The sequence below is a fragment of the Microbulbifer aggregans genome, from assembly GCF_020524005.1.
GTDB lineage: Bacteria > Pseudomonadota > Gammaproteobacteria > Pseudomonadales > Cellvibrionaceae > Microbulbifer > Microbulbifer aggregans_A.
The window spans coordinates 527,477-542,582 of the sequence record NZ_JAIVKK010000001.1 but is presented as its reverse complement, the minus strand read 5'-3'; the positions used below and the strand labels follow the sequence as shown (position 1 = coordinate 542,582).

Genomic DNA, 15,106 nt, shown 5'->3' with positions numbered 1-15,106 from the left:
GTAATTAGTCATAAATGACCAGGCTGTCACAGTAAATGACAGCGTTGGCCAGTGTGACCGCACCACGCAGATTTTGGGTTCTGCCAAGGTACTCGGGCATACGGCGCGGGGGATCTCATCCCGTGTAACCGCGAGCTACTTTACGCCTTCTCTAATTAATTCCCGGCTGGCGCCAGCGGTCATGGCGCCACGCTCAGATGCGTTCCAAGAGGTTGTCATGTTGCACAAGAAAAAGTCATTGGTATCCGGCAGCCTGTTGCTGGCCGCTGTGCTGTTAACGGCCTGCGGTGACAAACAGCCAGCCATGCAAGGGCGTACCCCGCAGGTTACCGTAGTGACGCTAAGCAGCCAGCCGGTCACGCTTACCCGACAACTTCCCGGTCGTACAACCCCGTACAAGGTTGCGGAAGTTCGCCCTCAGGTTGATGGCCTGGTGAAGGGACAGTTGTTCACGGAAGGCGGCTTGGTAGAAGCTGGCCAGCCGTTGTACCAGCTGGATGATGTCCGCTATCAGGCAGACCACGAAAGCGCCCTGGCGTCGCTTGAGCGGGCCAAGGCCCAGTTCACTGTCGCGAAACTACAGGCCGACCGGACACAAGCGCTGGTAAAGAGCGGTGCGGTGAGCAAGCAGGACAACGATACCGCGATTGCATCACTGCAGCAGGCGAAAGCGGATGTGGCCGCCGCGAAGGCGGCAGTTCAGCGCAGCCGGGTTCAACTGGATTTCGCGCGTATCAGTGCCCCGATCAGTGGACGGATTGGTATTTCATCGGTCACGCAGGGCGCGCTGGTTACCGCAAATCAGGCAACGCCGCTGGCCACCGTCCAGCAGCTGGATCCGATCTACGTCGACCTGACCCAGTCAGTCAGCGAACTGTTGAGCCTGCGACAGGCCATGGCCGCGGGGACCATGGAAAGCGCGAGCAACCTGCCGGTGAGCATCCTGCTCGAAGACGGCAGTCGTTACCCGCACGATGGCAAACTCGAATTCTCTGAAGTGAGTGTTGATCCGACAACGGGCAGCGTGCGTCTGCGGGTAACGGTTCCGAACCCCGACAATCTGCTGTTACCGGGCATGTATGTGCGTGCGGAAGTTGGCAGCGGTCAGCGGCAGCAGGCGATTCTGGTACCCCAGCAGGGGATTTCCCGCGATCCGAAAGGCAATACCACGGCACTGGTTGTCGGCGAAGGTAATACCGTGGAAGCGCGCAATGTAAAAGTCGGCCAGACCGTTGGCAGCTACTGGCTGGTGGAAAGCGGTTTGAACGTCGGTGACCGTGTGATTGTGGAAGGACTGCAGAAAGTTCGTCCGGGAGCGGTAGTCAATGCCGGCGAGGCAGCTGCACCAGCAAAGGTGGATCTGCCCGCACCGAGCGATTCGGCCAAAAGCGAATCCGGTAAAAGCCAGGCCAACGATGCGAGCAAGGGGTAACAACAATGGCAGGATTTTTTATTGATCGCCCGATTTTTGCGTGGGTGATCGCGATCGTCATCATGCTGTTTGGCGGCATGGCGATCTCCAAACTGCCGGTTGAGCGCTATCCGGATATCGCGCCGCCGGTTGTATCTATCAATGCGAGCTATCCGGGTGCTTCGGCCAAGGTGATCGAGGACACCGTTACCCAGGTTATCGAGCAGAACATGAAGGGCCTCGATGGCCTGATCTATATGTCTGCCACCAGTGAATCCATTGGTACGGTGGGTATTACCCTGACGTTTGCCAACGGTACCGACCCGGATATCGCCCAGGTTCAGGTGCAGAACAAATTGCAGCTGGCCATGCCGCTGCTGCCGGAAGAGGTTCAGCGCCAGGGTATTACCGTCGGTAAAGGCCGCAGTGGCTTCCTGATGGTATTGGGTTTCGTCTCGTCTGACGGCAGCATGGAAAAGGCGGATATCGCCGACTTCGTGGTGTCCAACGTAGCCGACCCCCTCAGCCGGGTGCCGGGCGTTGGCAGTATCCAGGTATTCGGTTCCAAGTACGCGATGCGTATCTGGCTGGACCCGAACAAGCTGGATGCCTACAAACTGACTCCGTCGGATATTGCCGCAGCGGTGCGTGCTGAGAACCAGCAGGTGGCAGTCGGCAGCCTCGGCGGCACACCTGCGGTGGCCGGGCAACAGCTTACTGCGAGTATCAATGCCCAGAGCCGGATGCAAACGCCGGAAGAATTCCGCAATGTGATCCTGCGTGCGAATGCCGACGGTTCGGTACTGAAACTCGGCGATGTGGCCCGCGTTGAGATGGGGGCAGAGAGCTACGGCAATATCACCCGCTACAACCGCGCGCCGGCCACCGGTGTTGCGATTTCACTGGCGACAGGTGCGAACGCGCTGGACACCTCCGATGCGGTCAAGGCGAAGCTGGCGGAAATGAGCCCGTATTTCCCGGCGGGCCTGAAAACCGTGGTGCCGTTTGATACCACGCCGTTTGTAAAGGTATCCATTCATGGCGTGATGCAGACTCTGGTGGAAGCGGTGATTCTGGTATTCCTGGTGATGCTGCTGTTCCTGCAGAACATCCGCGCCACCATCATCCCGACGATTGCTGTTCCGGTGGTACTGCTCGGTACCTTTGGTGTGCTGTCGTTGATGGGCTTCTCCGTCAATATGCTCACCATGTTTGCGATGGTACTGGCTATCGGCCTGTTGGTGGACGACGCGATTGTGGTGGTGGAAAACGTAGAGCGGGTGATGCACGAAGAACATCTGTCTCCGAAAGAAGCTACGAAAAAATCCATGAAACAGATTACTGGTGCACTGGTGGGCATCGGTGTGGTGCTGTCGGCCGTGTTTGTACCGATGGCCTTTATGGATGGGTCCACCGGGGTTATTTACCGTCAGTTCTCGGCAACTATTGTGGCCGCGATGACCTTCTCGGTACTCGTTGCGATTGTGCTGACACCGGCCCTGTGTGCCACCATGCTGAAGCCCGGCAGCCACGGTGCGAAAACCGGATTCTTCGGTTGGTTCAACCGCAATTTTGATCGCGGTGCCGACACCTATCAGCGTGGTGTGCGCGGGATTCTGGCCCGCAGTGGCCGCTTTATGGCGATCTTTGTCGCGTTGACCGCGGTCATGGTCTTCCTGTTTATGCGCTCTCCGAGCTCCTTCCTGCCGGAAGAGGATCAGGGTGTACTGTTCTCACTGGTACAGACGCCGGTGGGCGCGACCCAGGAGCGCACCATGGAGTCGGTGAAGAAGCTCGAAAACCACTTCCTGGAAAACGAAAGCAACCTGGTGGAATCGGTATTCTCGGTACAGGGTTTCAGCTTTGCCGGTAGTGGCCAGAACAACGCCATGGCCTTTATCAAGCTGAAAGACTGGGATGAGCGGGAAGAGGAGTCGCAGTCGGCCAAAGCCGTCTCCATGCGTGGCATGGGTGCGCTGAGTCAGATCAAGGATGCGATTGCTTATGCGTTCTCGCCACCGGCGCTGCCGGAACTGGGTACCTCGGCTGGCTTCGCTATGTACCTGAAAGACAATGCCAACCAGGGCCACGAGACATTGATCGCCGCGCGCAACCAGTTGTTGGGTATGGCAGGGCAGAGCCCGCTACTGACCGGCGTACGCCCGAACGGCCAGGAAGATACACCGCAGTTCCGCCTAAAGGTGAACAATGCGAAAGCGTCGGCACTGGGTGTTTCCATTGCGAACATCAACAGCACCCTGGGTGTTGCCTGGGGCGGCCAGTACATCGATGACTTTATCGATCGCGGCCGTATCAAGCGCGTCTACATGCAAGCGGATGCCCCATACCGGATGAATCCGGAAGATTTCCGCCTGTGGTCCGTGCGCAACGCGAATGGCGAGATGGTACCGGTTTCTTCCTTCGCTACCTTTGAATGGGAGTACGGCTCGCCGCGCCTCGAGCGTTACAACGGCGTGCCAGCAGTACAGATCCAGGGGCAAGGTAAGCCGGGTGTGAGCTCTGGCGAAGCCATGGCAGAAATGGAGCGTCTGGTCAGCCAGTTGCCGGAAGGTTTTGGTCTTGAGTGGACCGCGCTTTCCTATCAAGAGCAGCAGGCCGGTTCGCAGACCATGCTGCTGTACGGTCTGTCGATCCTGATTGTGTTCCTGTGCCTTGCGGCGCTGTACGAAAGCTGGACCGTACCTACGGCGGTACTGCTGGTCGCTCCGCTGGGTATTCTCGGTGCGATTCTCGCCAGTAACATGCGCGGTTTCGAGCGGGATATTTACTTCCAGGTAGCGATGCTGACGACTGTCGGCCTGACGAGCAAAAATGCGATTCTGATCGTCGAGTTTGCCAAGCAGAATCTGGAAGCGGGTATGTCACTGATTGACGCAACGATGAGCGCAGTACGCGACCGTCTGCGCCCGATCCTGATGACCTCTCTGGCATTTGGTCTTGGTGTACTGCCATTGGCCATTGCCACTGGCGCGGGATCCGGTGCCCAGCAGGCAATCGGTACCGGTGTTCTGGGCGGCATGGTTGTGGGTACTTTCCTGGGCGTTTTCTTTATTCCACTTTTCTTTGTGGTGGTGCAGAAAATGTTCGGCAGTCGCAAACAGGTCGTATCTGGCGATGAGTTTGCCGGAAACCTGAAGGCTGAGAAGAAAGGTATTGAACAGCGGGAAACGACTGCCGATCCCGCGTAAACAGAATTTACACGAGCTTGTAAACCTTGGCCGGGCCTCGCGAAAGCAGCCCGGCTTTTTTTATTTGAAAATGGCTCGCTTGATCAGCGCGCGATCGCGACAGACTTGATTTGCGCCCAGACCTGGTCGCCGCGTTTCAGTTGCAAGTGCGCGAGGGAACGGCGGGTAATACGGGCGAGCAGGGCGTTTGTACCACGATCAGGTTCCGCGTTTTCGGGATTTGAACTTGCCCGATCGACCTCGCCGATAGCCCCGAGTGTTATCAGCGCCATCGCAGAATCGCGGTCATCGCTAATTTCCTGCACCTGCACAGGAAGCCGATTGAGGATACTGGTGTCCTCGGTGGGTGAGCGGCTGAGGCTTACATCCCGGGCCAATATGCGCAGGCGAATGTCAGTGCCGATGGCGTCGCCGTGATCCCGCAGCCAGATTGCACCACCGTCAAAGTCGGCCCGCGCCAGTTGCCACTGATGGTCGATTTCCCGCACTGTTGTCTGTAGTAGCACACCGATATCATCGCCCAGTGGCACGGGGAAATCGGCGCGCGACATCAGTTCGGTTGCGGGTCCGCTCGCGGTAATTTTCCCGTTATCCAACACTACCAGGTGGTCCGCCAACCGCGCCAGTTCATCGGCGGAATGGGTGACATACAGTACCGGAATATCCAGAGTGCGGTGGAGTGTTTCCAGGTAGGGGAGGATTTCCTGTTTACGCGCGTTGTCCAGAGCGGAAAGAGGTTCGTCCATTAACAACAGCCGTGGCTGGATCAGTAGTGCGCGGGCAATGGCTATACGCTGTTGCTCGCCACCCGACAGTTGCGTGGAGTTTCGCTGCAACAGGTGTCCAATACCCATCAGGTCGATAATGTCGTTAATTGTCGCCTGTGCCGGCTGCGTTCTTGCGCGGCGGCAGGCGAAATCCAGATTGCCCTTCGCAGACAAATGCGGAAACAGGCTGGGTTGCTGGAATACGAAACCGATGGGGCGCTTGTGGGTGGGCAGGCTTTGGCGGCCATGTTGCCAGGTCTCGCCGTTCACCCGGAGCGTCGCGCCGGGTGCATGCTGCAGTCCCGCGATGCAGCGCAGTAGTGTGGTTTTGCCCGAGCCGGATGGACCGAATATTCCAGTAACGCCGCTACCAGGAAGATCAAACTCTGCGTCCAGCACAAAGCTATGGGCATCGGACTTTGCCGTTGCTGGGGGCAGCCCGAACTGAAATCGCCCAAAAATTCCAGATTGGGGGTTAGATGTATTGTTATGGCTCATACCGCAACCCGACAACAGCCTGTGCGCTGGTCTGGCGACGCTGCTGCACCAGGTACAGCGCCAGCAATACGCTGAATGAGAAAATTACCATTGCCGCCGACAGCCAGTGGGCCTGAGCGTATTCCAGCGCTTCCACATGGTCGTAAATCTGTACGGAAACTACCCGGGTTTCACCGGGAATGTTGCCTCCAATCATCAGGACAACGCCAAATTCGCCCACGGTGTGTGCAAAGCCCAGGACTGTAGCGGTGACGATGCCCGGTTTGGCCAGGGGCAGGCGCACATGCCAGAAGGTATTCCAGGGGCTGGCCCTCAGCGTGGCCGCAACTTCCGCAGGGTGGGTGCCCTGAGCAGCAAATGCGTTCTGGATCGGTTGTACCACAAACGGCAGGGAGTAAAGCAGCGAGGCGATAACGAGTCCCCAGAAGGTGAACGCCAGTGTCCCCAGGCCCAGGGATGTGGTCAGTTGGCCCAGTGGGCCATTGGGACCCATAAACAGCAACAGGTAAAACCCGAGTACCGTGGGCGGCAGAACCAGCGGCAGCGTAATGAGCGCACTGAGCGGCCCTTTGAGTCGCGAGCGGGTATTGGCAAGCCACAGTGCCAGCGGCGTACCGATCAGCAACAGCAGCAGGGTCACTGTTGTGGCGAGACGCAAGGTGAGCCAGATTGCGGACAGGTCGGATTCGCTAATCAACATGCTGGCTTAAACTCACCGGGCCTGGGCGGCTGAATGGGGGGACGCATAGCCATAAGATTCAATAATGCGTTGTGCAGGTTTGCTCTGCACAAACTCCCAGAACGACGCGAGCGCGGCACTGTTGCGTCCAGGTACCAGAATGACGGCATCCTGCAATATCGGGCTGTACAGTGTTTCTGGCACCAGCCATGCTGAGCCGCTGCCAATCTCACCGTTTCGCATCACCTGGGACAATGCGACCAGGCCCAGCTCCGCATTGCCAGAGGCAACAAACTGGAATGTCTGGGCGATGTTTTCACCCTGCACCAGATGTTTGCGTGCGCTCGATTCCAGGCCAAGGTTTTTCAGGGTTTCCACCGCGGCGGCACCATAAGGGGCGAGCTTGGGGTTGGCAATGGCGAGCTTGTGATAGGTACCGCGCTTTAATGCATTGCCCGTTGCGTCGACGGCTTCAGGGGCGGCGGACCAGAGTACCAAACGGCCCCGTGCATAGGTAAAGCGGCTGTTGGGCACGGTTAAACCATTCCGCTCCAGTTGGGCGGGTTTGGCCTGGTCGGCAGAGAAAAATGCCTGAAATGGCGCGCCGTGCTCGATTTGCGCGAAAAACTTACCGGAAGAACCGACGGCGAGGTGTACCTTGTGGCCTGTGTCCTGCTCAAACCGCTGGCAAATAGCCTCCATCGGCGTCGCAAAATTGGCTGCGACGGCAATGGTAATTTCATCTGCACGGACGATACTCGCGGCAACAACGCACCACAGGGCAAGGAATTTGCACGGTATCCTAATCACGCTGGCGCGCCGGGGGGCGTTCACCAGCTGTATCAGACAGGCTTTGAGCACAGAAACGGGCCTTAACACAACGAAATAGAGCGGTAACCAAGCGCTATATAGTTGTTTATATGGCGGGTGACTGCAAGTCCGCCGATGTATGAGCTGTAGGGTTGGAATCCGTGTAAGAAATCCCGCTCCGGCGCGACCAATAACCGACTGGCAACAGCAAGAACCGACTTATGACAGAAGTGTCCGAAGCAGCGCCGAGCGCGGCCGTAGAGCAGCTGATCGATCCTGGCTACCTGGCCCAACTGCGAGTACAGATGCTCAAGTTTGCCCAGATTCAGTTGGGTGATCCGTATCAGGCGGAAGATGCGGTGCAGGAGGCATTGATCGGTGCGTTAAAAAACGCTGGGTCTTTCGCCCGGAAGTCTGCGCTCAAGACGTGGGTGTTTTCGATCCTGAAATTCAAAATAGCGGATATTTTCCGTGAACAGAAGAAGCTTATTGCTACCAGTGCGCAGGAGGAGGATTCCGATGAGGCCGCTTTTTCTGGGCTCCTGTTCAAAGATAATGGCCATTGGCACAAATCCCAGCGCCCAACGGCCTGGGAGGGACCGCAGGGCGGTGCTTACAGTGCGGATTTCTGGCGGGTATTCGACGCCTGCCTGAATGGCCTGCCGGAACAGCAGGCGAGGGTTTTTATGCTGCGGGAATTCATCGAGCTGGAATCGGACGAAATCTGCAATCGCCTGAATCTCACTACCAGCAACCTGCATGTCACACTGTATCGCGCCCGTTTGCGATTGCGGCAATGTCTGGAAAGTAGCTGGTTTGCCTCCGAGAGTGCCGAACAAATAGCGGGGGAAATAGGGCTATGATGAACTGCAAGCAGGCGACGCGAATCTGCTCGGAATCTCTGGAACGTCCGCTTAAAACCGCAGAGAACCTTGAGCTGAAAGTGCATCTCGCCATCTGCTCCGGGTGCCGCAATTTCAATCGCCAGATGCAGACATTGCGAAACCTGGCAAGAGACTATGCAAAAGAGTCGGGGGAAGAAGGAGGCATCAAGGATGCCCGTGAAACGTGAAATGAAAACTGCAGGCAAGCGGGGCGGACTTGCCTGCGTCTGTGGTCGAGACCTTTAGTCTCAGGCTTCGGTCGTCTGGGCAGTGCTTTGCTCAGGCCGTCCGTACCAGAAATTGTAATAGTCTTCCGTCACCCGCTGTTCGATAGAGGTCGCTTCTTCTCGTGGGCAGAACAGGGTAACCGTCAACACATCGTGCCCGATATCGCTGGTCGTAATACTGATTTTCGGCTCGGTGCCAGCCAGCTCAACACCCATGCGGTGCTCGATCAGCTTGCAGTAGCGCTCGGCAACGTCCTTAAACGAATCACAGTACTCAAGCACTCGCTCGGTGATATAGGCCTTGGCCTTGAACGGGTTGGCACCTTTGCTTTCGCGCACGATCGAGAAGGTATGCTCGATATAGCGGCGCATGAAGTTGAGATTTTTTACCGGCTGTGAGAAGAACACGCTGTTGGGCACATACAGGGTGGTTCCGGTGTAGCCGTTGCCGAGCCCGTGCGGATCAATCTCAAGCAGAGTGGTACTCAGCCAGTTGTTGTCGATGACTTCGCCGAACTGGTCCCCGATCTTTACCCAATCCCCAATCGTGAACGAGCGCATGCTGGCCTGGTATATACCACCCACCAGGCACTGCACCGCGTCGCGCAGGGCGACCACGATAGCGACGGAAAACGCCGCAATCGACAGGGCAAAATTGCGCAGCTCCGGCATCCAGATCGCAAACAATGCAATGACAACCACGAGGTTGCCGACGTTGTGCACTGTGTGAATACGGCGACGGATGTCCTGACGCGGCCAGCTCGATTTCCGAAACAGCGTGGTCAGGATAAAGCGCACGAGCAGAATGGCGGCCACCGCCAAAAGGCTGATGACGAATTTGTTTTCGATGAGTTTGGTCAGTAAATCGGTGGGCATGAACAATCCAGCAGTGAAGACCGGCGATGCGGCATTTCCGGGCGTGGCAAGCATAGTCGGATTGGAGCGCTAAATGAACCCGCATTCACCAATTCGCTGGCGGATTTTGCGTTCCGCTGACCTTGATGGCCGGTTATCCCGCGGCGCCGTTCAGCGAGGTTCTGGCTGAGCGATTGCGGACGGCGTGTTTTGTGCGTGCAGCGCACGCCCGAGCAGTGAAAAGTATTCACTGAATGCGGCATTGATACGTTGCCGGTGGGCGCCCGATGGGTAAAGCCCCAGGCGCGCTTCCTCCGTTGCCTTGGTGCCGGACACCAGGAAGTTGTTGCTGATACTGGCGTCCTGCACGAAGGCTTCAAAGGCGCGCGCGCTGATTTCCGCCGGGTCGCTGAAGTACACGCAACCATTGGCCTTGTCCGCGGCACAGGACACGCGGAAGAGCTCACTGGGGTTTTCGCCGGTTTCATCCAACATGATGGCCCTGAAGCAGGCGAACAGGCGATCATTGAGCGGGTGTGGTATTGGTGTCGCGTCGCGCAGCCAGGCTTCCGAGGCGTACACGCGCCCGCTCACGTCGCTGAATACCTTGTCGGCGAGGTAGTGATCCAGCGCGTGAAACCACTCATGGGCAATGGAGCCGGGGCCGGCGTTCTTGGCCAGGGAAAATGTCCGCGACGCGGGTTCGTAAAACGCCATCGTGCCGGCACGCCCGCCAATACCGTACTGGAACGAGAGTGTTTCGCGCAGGGAGATGAGGATTTCCGGGCCGCGCAGAATGGACATCAGGTCTGCCAGGGCGTCATAGAACAACCCGGCGGCCCGGTCGCGTTCCACCTCGGTTACCCAGCGGCCAACACTGATGGAGCGGAAACCGAACTTTCTGCGTACGTCGACGAAAGTGACGGTGTCCCGGTCGCGCTGCACGGGGCCGCGGCGGTAAAACTGTCGTTTGGAGACCATAAATCAGGCTGGGGTATCGAGCTGGGAAGTGAAAGCGAAGCTGGATGTTAATACAGCTGCTCGCGGTGCAACAAGGGGATGTCCCGGGTCTCTATGGGCTCGAACCAGTATCCCAGAACTGTTGTAGCGCCCGAGACAGGTCGGTGCCGCTAGCACAGGTCTGCAACGGCCAGTGTGCGGGATACAGCGGGCGATAAAACGGATCGGTGAATCGCGTATCCGCCAGGATCACCACCCCGCGGTCCGATTCTGTGCGGATCACCCGCCCGGCGGTTTGCAGTACCCGGGTCAGTCCCGGGTAGCGGTACGCGACATCAAATCCGCGGCGGCTTCCTGGTGCTGAGTCAGATTCGCAGGCAAGCCTTAGCAGTTCCTGCTCCTCATTGACCTGCGGCAGGCCGACACCCACCACGATGGTGCCGATCAGCTGTTCACCGACATAATCGATTCCCTCGCCGAAGACACCACCCATAATGGCAAAGCCGAGGGTCTGGCGATTCTCGCTGAATGCCTCAAGAAAGTCCGCCCGCGCCTGCTCACTGGCGCCGGATTGTTGCTCGATCACGGGAACCCCCGGATGTTGCTGGGCAAAGTGTTCCAGCACCTGTTGCAGGAACCGGTAGGAAGGGAAGAACACCAGGTAGTTGCCGGGGCGGCTTTGGTAGACCCGGGCGATCAGGTCCACCAGTGCATCGGTTGCGCGCTCCCGTGCCCGGTAGCGGGTGTCCACATATGAACACAGGTACACGCCCATTTGTTCGGCCTTGAATGGCGACGGCAGCGACAGGTAGGGCACGTGTGCCTCGAGCCCCAGTTGCCGATAGACATAGCCCGGTGGGCGCAATGTGGCCGAAAACAGGATTACGCCGTGAAACTGTCGATAGCACTGGTGCAGGTAGTCGGCGGCACTGAGGCAAAGCAGCTTCAACTGTTGTTCCTGCCAGGGCGCATCCGGATTTTCCCGGCGGGTCAGGCAGCGGTGCTGATTGCCCAGCAGGCCCTCGATGGTGAGATAGCGATAGAGCCCATTCAGCCACTCGCGGATTTCGTCCGGCGGGGCTATGGATTGGTCCGATAACTGGCTGATGACCGCCATTACTTTATGGGCGGCCTGGGTGAGGGCATCGGGGTTAAACCCGGTGGGTTGTTCTATTGTGCCGGTGTCATTCGCCGGTTTTTCGTCGGATTCCTTAACCGAAAGCGGTGTAACCCAGACGTCGGCCTTGCCCGTAGCTGCGGGGGAGGCAAAGCGCTCTCCCTCGTTACGCTCGTTTACCCATTGATCCAGCGCGCGTACCAGCGACTGGATGCTCCGTTTCAGTGAGGGATAACCCTTACAGGCCGCGGCGGCCCGCCGGCTGTCACTGCGCGTCAATGCAGCACTGTACATATCCCGCGCGCGGTCACTCAGGTTGTGGGCTTCATCCACCAGCAGTGCCCGACGCCGGCTGTCGTCGTGCAGGCTCTGCATGCGCACCAGTGGGTCGAAGACATAATTGAAATCGCATACCACCAGATCGGCCCAGGGCAGCATTTGCAACGACAGTTCAAAGGGGCACAGCTGGTGTTTATCGGCCACGTCGCCAATATCAGCCGGTGTCAGCTGCGACCTGCCCAGGAGCTGGGATCGAGCCTCCGGCAGGCGGTCGAAAAACCCCTGGGTGCGTGGACATATCCCGTCGGCATCGCGGCTGCACAGGCCGGTGCGGCACGCGCAGGTCTTGTCTTTGGCCTGGATTTCCAGCAGTGACAAACTGAGCCCGTTATCGTGCAATCGCGCTGCGGTATCCCGCACCATCTGTCGTCCGGAGTTTTTCGCGGTGAGGTAAATCAACTGGTCGACATGCTGTTCCGCCAGCGCCTTGATGGCCGGGAACAGGGTACTGACCGTTTTGCCAATACCCGTGGGTGCTTCCACCACGAGTTCATTGCTGTCACGCAGGCATCGATAGGCGGCAACGGCCAATTCGCGCTGGCCGGGGCGGTAGTCCGGGAAGGGAAAGGTGAGCGCCTGTGCGGATGATTGAACGCGCGCGCGGTGTTGCTGCCAGGCCTTATGCCACTGGATATAGGTGCGCAGTGCACTGTGGGCGAAGGCTTCCAGTTCCTCGCGCCGGAACTCGTGCTGTTCCGGGTAAGACTTTTTGTCCTTCAGGTTGTACCACAGCATTTGCAATGCGACAGAACTGTCATTGAACGCATCGCTATCAGCGTACTGCTCAAGCAGGTAGCAGAATCCGTAAATTTTTAGCTGTGCCCAGTGTAACTGCCGCACGGATTCAGGGAGTTTTTGCGGCGGGCAGTAAGTGGTTTTGATCTCTTCGAGCGTTGCCGGCTGGTGCAGGTCTGCCTGTGGATGCAGGATATCCACGCGGCCGCTGAGCTGAACCGGTTGCCCCTCGAGCAGAAAGTCCACTTGCAGCCGGTATTCCGCCTCGCTCCCGTGCGGACGGCGCTTCTGTAGTTTCTGGTGTGCACGAATGCCTTCCTGCGCGGTGGGACCGGCGGGGGCGTCGGTTACCAGATCGCCGGTGCGGCAGGCGAAAGCGACCAGTTCGCCCACAGACAGGCGCAGGGGAGCCACAGCGGTGTCGTGACTCTCCGTCATCACTGTTGCCACTCGACATGCAATACCCGGTGCGGGATTCCATGCCTTGCAAAAAAGCTGAGCCAGCGTTGCTGGTTCTGTTGCAGGCGGTCGCCGGGGCCTTTGACTTCCACCAGCTCATAACCGCCGTCAGCGGGGAAGTGGATCAGGTCCGGCAGACCATTGCGGTGGTTACTGATGTCCGCCAGCAGGCGCCGGAACAGTGCGCGCCAGTGGTCTGCGGAAATACGTTCGAGCGCGTGTGCCAGCAGCGCCGGCGACAGCGCCTCCCAGGCTACCAGCGGGTTGGCGATTCCCTGTTTTGTTTCGAAATGTTGCCAGACACGAGCCGCCAGGGTCTCACCATTGAGTTCGGCAAGGCGCTGCTCAAATGCCTCGCGGCGCGACGGATAAAAGTCCGGGGTGCGGAAATCGCTGGGCGCGATCTGAAACGGATTGAAGAACGCGCCGGGAACCGGGGTAAAAAGCAGATCCCATATGTACAGTCCAAGCACGCCATTAAACAGGGTGTTTTCCACGTAAAAACACTCGCTGCCGTGTGCGCTTTCGAGCCACATTGCTGAGATAAATTCCACGCGCTCGTCCGCCGGAGGGAGCGCGACGGTCTCTGTTGGCGGCAGGTAGCGGTCTGGCACTGCCCAACCGTCTAATTTCTTAGCGCGTTTGGCGGTGCGATGGCCGAAGCTTTCCGCAAACACCGCCTCGGCCTCGTTCAGTGGTGCAGCGAGAATTTCGCGGCACAGGGCAAGCCCGGAATCGATATCGCCGCGTTTGACGGCAATTCGTGCGCGGCGTTCCCGTGCGGGCGGTCGCATGCATTCGCGGTACAGCTTGTCGGCGGCTTCAAGAGCGTCGAGCCGTTCCAGTTGTCGCGCAAGATTCAGGCGCAGCCTGTCTACGCGCCGGTGCAGGGTGGCATCTTCACCATCAGTGGTTGGGAGCTGTGCGGCCAGCGCCCGGATTGCTTCCGGGCCGTTGTCCAGCGCCTCGTCTGTCTGCATCAGGCAGTCGTAATAGCGCAGGTGTTGTTCGATCTGCGCCCGGCTCTGAAATGGCAGGTTTTCGCGGTCGAGGGGGTAGCGCTCGTACTGGTAAAGACCGAGATCCCGCAGCACCCAATCGGTGAGATCCTGATTTAGGTTGCCAAAGAAACACAGCTTGAAGGTTTCAAAATGTTCCGCGGCCTTTACGGCGAGTACTGTTTCGCCCGCGTAATAGCCAGCGGGATCGAGCGCCTGCTCCAGCAGGGCCTGTTCCAGCTCGGGGCGCTTAATGGTCTGGGGTAGGGGCGACAGGCTTCGGGGCAAGAGTTCGGCTTTCGTGAACAGCGGCAGGATTTCCGCGAGCGGGAGTTCGGGATTTCTCTGCAACAGTCCCGCTGCCACCAGCTGTTCCGCTGCATGGGGCAGGTCGCCAATTTCTGTGTAGGCCAGTTTGTTTTGCCGGAACAGCGCGCCCGCAGATGAAGGCACGCCTTTGCGGGACAGCAATCGTACGTACAGTCGCTGGCTATCCGGCGCCAATGCCTGGAAATCCGTAAAAAATGCCCGCTCCTCCGCCGACAGCAGCCCGTCGTAACGGGATACCACGAACTCCAGCAGCGCGCGGAAGTTGCTCAGGTAATAGTCGGGGGCCAGTTCGACAGGGGTGGGTGAGGGCATATCGGTACTGATTTGTGTAGGCGCTTTCGTATAGGCAGTCGTCTTGTTGTAGCTGTATGGTTATACAGCACATGCAGGGGTTGGACAAACCGCAATGCGACCATCCGTTCAGGCTGCTGGTAGCGGGTCTAGACTTTGAGATCGAACAGGTTACCCGGCAAGGAGGTGCAGGTGATTCGCAATTTCCAGGAGCACGCCGCCAACGAGCGGACCTTTCTCGCCTGGATTCGTACGGCTACGGCAGTGGTTGGCTTCGGTCTCGCCATCGGACGCCTGGGGCACCAGACACCATCGCCGTGGACCGAAATTGCCATGCTGGTGACGGGTGGTCTGGTGATTGTGTTTTCCTATCTGCGGATGCGCACCAAGCAAAAGGAAATCGATACCCCGGCGGAATTCACCGCCGAAGAACGCCCCTTCGACCTGCTGTTGCTGGCACTGGTGTGCAGCATGTTTGCTCTCATCGCATTTTTCACCCTGCATCTCGTATAGCGCCAGCGCATATTTAGCGCTGAA

12 protein-coding genes are annotated in these 15,106 nt (G+C 58.4%); 5 read left to right on the top strand and 7 right to left on the bottom strand.

The genetic code is table 11. The annotated features are described in order from the left end of the window. The first annotated feature begins 217 nt into the window (after nucleotides 1-217). Together LC093_RS02325 and LC093_RS02320 are read left to right on the top strand one after the other, a co-directional pair. On the top strand, nucleotides 218-1,432 hold the full coding sequence (locus tag LC093_RS02325; RefSeq protein ID WP_226661589.1) for an efflux RND transporter periplasmic adaptor subunit: 1,215 nt from the start codon (nucleotides 218-220) through the stop codon (nucleotides 1,430-1,432). 5 nt (nucleotides 1,433-1,437) lie between these two features. Beyond that, nucleotides 1,438-4,620 carry an efflux RND transporter permease subunit gene (locus tag LC093_RS02320; protein WP_226661587.1) on the top strand — a complete coding sequence of 1,061 codons (3,183 nt, stop codon included), beginning with the start codon at nucleotides 1,438-1,440 and terminating at the stop codon, nucleotides 4,618-4,620. 83 nt (nucleotides 4,621-4,703) lie between these two features. Here LC093_RS02320 and modC read toward each other — a convergent pair whose 3' ends face one another. Genes modC through modA form a run of 3 tightly spaced genes read right to left on the bottom strand, consistent with a single transcriptional unit; the run spans nucleotide 4,704 to nucleotide 7,425 of the window. Beyond that, nucleotides 4,704-5,885 carry a molybdenum ABC transporter ATP-binding protein gene (modC, locus tag LC093_RS02315; protein ID WP_226661585.1) on the bottom strand — a complete coding sequence of 394 codons (1,182 nt, stop codon included), beginning with the start codon at nucleotides 5,883-5,885 and terminating at the stop codon, nucleotides 4,704-4,706. Beyond that, nucleotides 5,875-6,585 carry a molybdate ABC transporter permease subunit gene (gene modB / locus LC093_RS02310; RefSeq protein WP_226661584.1) on the bottom strand — a complete coding sequence of 237 codons (711 nt, stop codon included), beginning with the start codon at nucleotides 6,583-6,585 and terminating at the stop codon, nucleotides 5,875-5,877. The genes modC and modB overlap by 11 nt, the downstream gene beginning before the upstream one ends. A gap of 12 nt (nucleotides 6,586-6,597) precedes the next feature. Further along, nucleotides 6,598-7,425 (bottom strand): molybdate ABC transporter substrate-binding protein, encoded by an 828-nt coding sequence (modA, locus tag LC093_RS02305; protein WP_226661582.1) that lies wholly within the window; start codon nucleotides 7,423-7,425, stop codon nucleotides 6,598-6,600. Between the two features lie 170 nt (nucleotides 7,426-7,595). On the opposite strand from modA, the gene LC093_RS02300 reads away from it, so the two are divergent. Both LC093_RS02300 and LC093_RS02295 read left to right on the top strand, forming a co-directional pair. After that, nucleotides 7,596-8,237 (top strand): sigma-70 family RNA polymerase sigma factor, encoded by a 642-nt coding sequence (locus LC093_RS02300; protein WP_226661580.1) that lies wholly within the window; start codon nucleotides 7,596-7,598, stop codon nucleotides 8,235-8,237. Further along, complete coding sequence (locus tag LC093_RS02295) at nucleotides 8,234-8,446, top strand: zf-HC2 domain-containing protein (RefSeq protein WP_226661578.1); 213 nt, start codon at nucleotides 8,234-8,236, stop codon at nucleotides 8,444-8,446. Before LC093_RS02300 ends, LC093_RS02295 begins: the two co-directional genes overlap by 4 nt. Before the next feature lie 60 nt (nucleotides 8,447-8,506). On the opposite strand, the gene LC093_RS02290 is transcribed toward LC093_RS02295, so the two are convergent. From LC093_RS02290 to LC093_RS02275, 4 genes are all read right to left on the bottom strand, one after another. Beyond that, nucleotides 8,507-9,361 carry a mechanosensitive ion channel family protein gene (locus tag LC093_RS02290; RefSeq protein WP_226661576.1) on the bottom strand — a complete coding sequence of 285 codons (855 nt, stop codon included), beginning with the start codon at nucleotides 9,359-9,361 and terminating at the stop codon, nucleotides 8,507-8,509. Nucleotides 9,362-9,511: 150 nt separating this feature from the next. Continuing rightward, nucleotides 9,512-10,321 (bottom strand): CLCA_X family protein, encoded by an 810-nt coding sequence (locus tag LC093_RS02285; protein ID WP_226661573.1) that lies wholly within the window; start codon nucleotides 10,319-10,321, stop codon nucleotides 9,512-9,514. 91 nt (nucleotides 10,322-10,412) lie between these two features. Further along, a complete protein-coding gene (locus LC093_RS02280) occupies nucleotides 10,413-12,929 on the bottom strand; it encodes an ATP-dependent DNA helicase (RefSeq protein ID WP_226661571.1) in 2,517 nt (838 codons plus the stop codon). Further along, complete coding sequence (locus LC093_RS02275; protein ID WP_226661569.1) at nucleotides 12,929-14,590, bottom strand: VRR-NUC domain-containing protein; 1,662 nt, start codon at nucleotides 14,588-14,590, stop codon at nucleotides 12,929-12,931. Before LC093_RS02275 ends, LC093_RS02280 begins: the two co-directional genes overlap by 1 nt. Nucleotides 14,591-14,761: 171 nt before the next feature. Here LC093_RS02275 and LC093_RS02270 point away from each other — a divergent pair, with 171 nt between their 5' ends. Further along, nucleotides 14,762-15,082 (top strand): YidH family protein, encoded by a 321-nt coding sequence (locus tag LC093_RS02270; protein WP_226661567.1) that lies wholly within the window; start codon nucleotides 14,762-14,764, stop codon nucleotides 15,080-15,082. Nucleotides 15,083-15,106 lie beyond the last annotated feature (24 nt).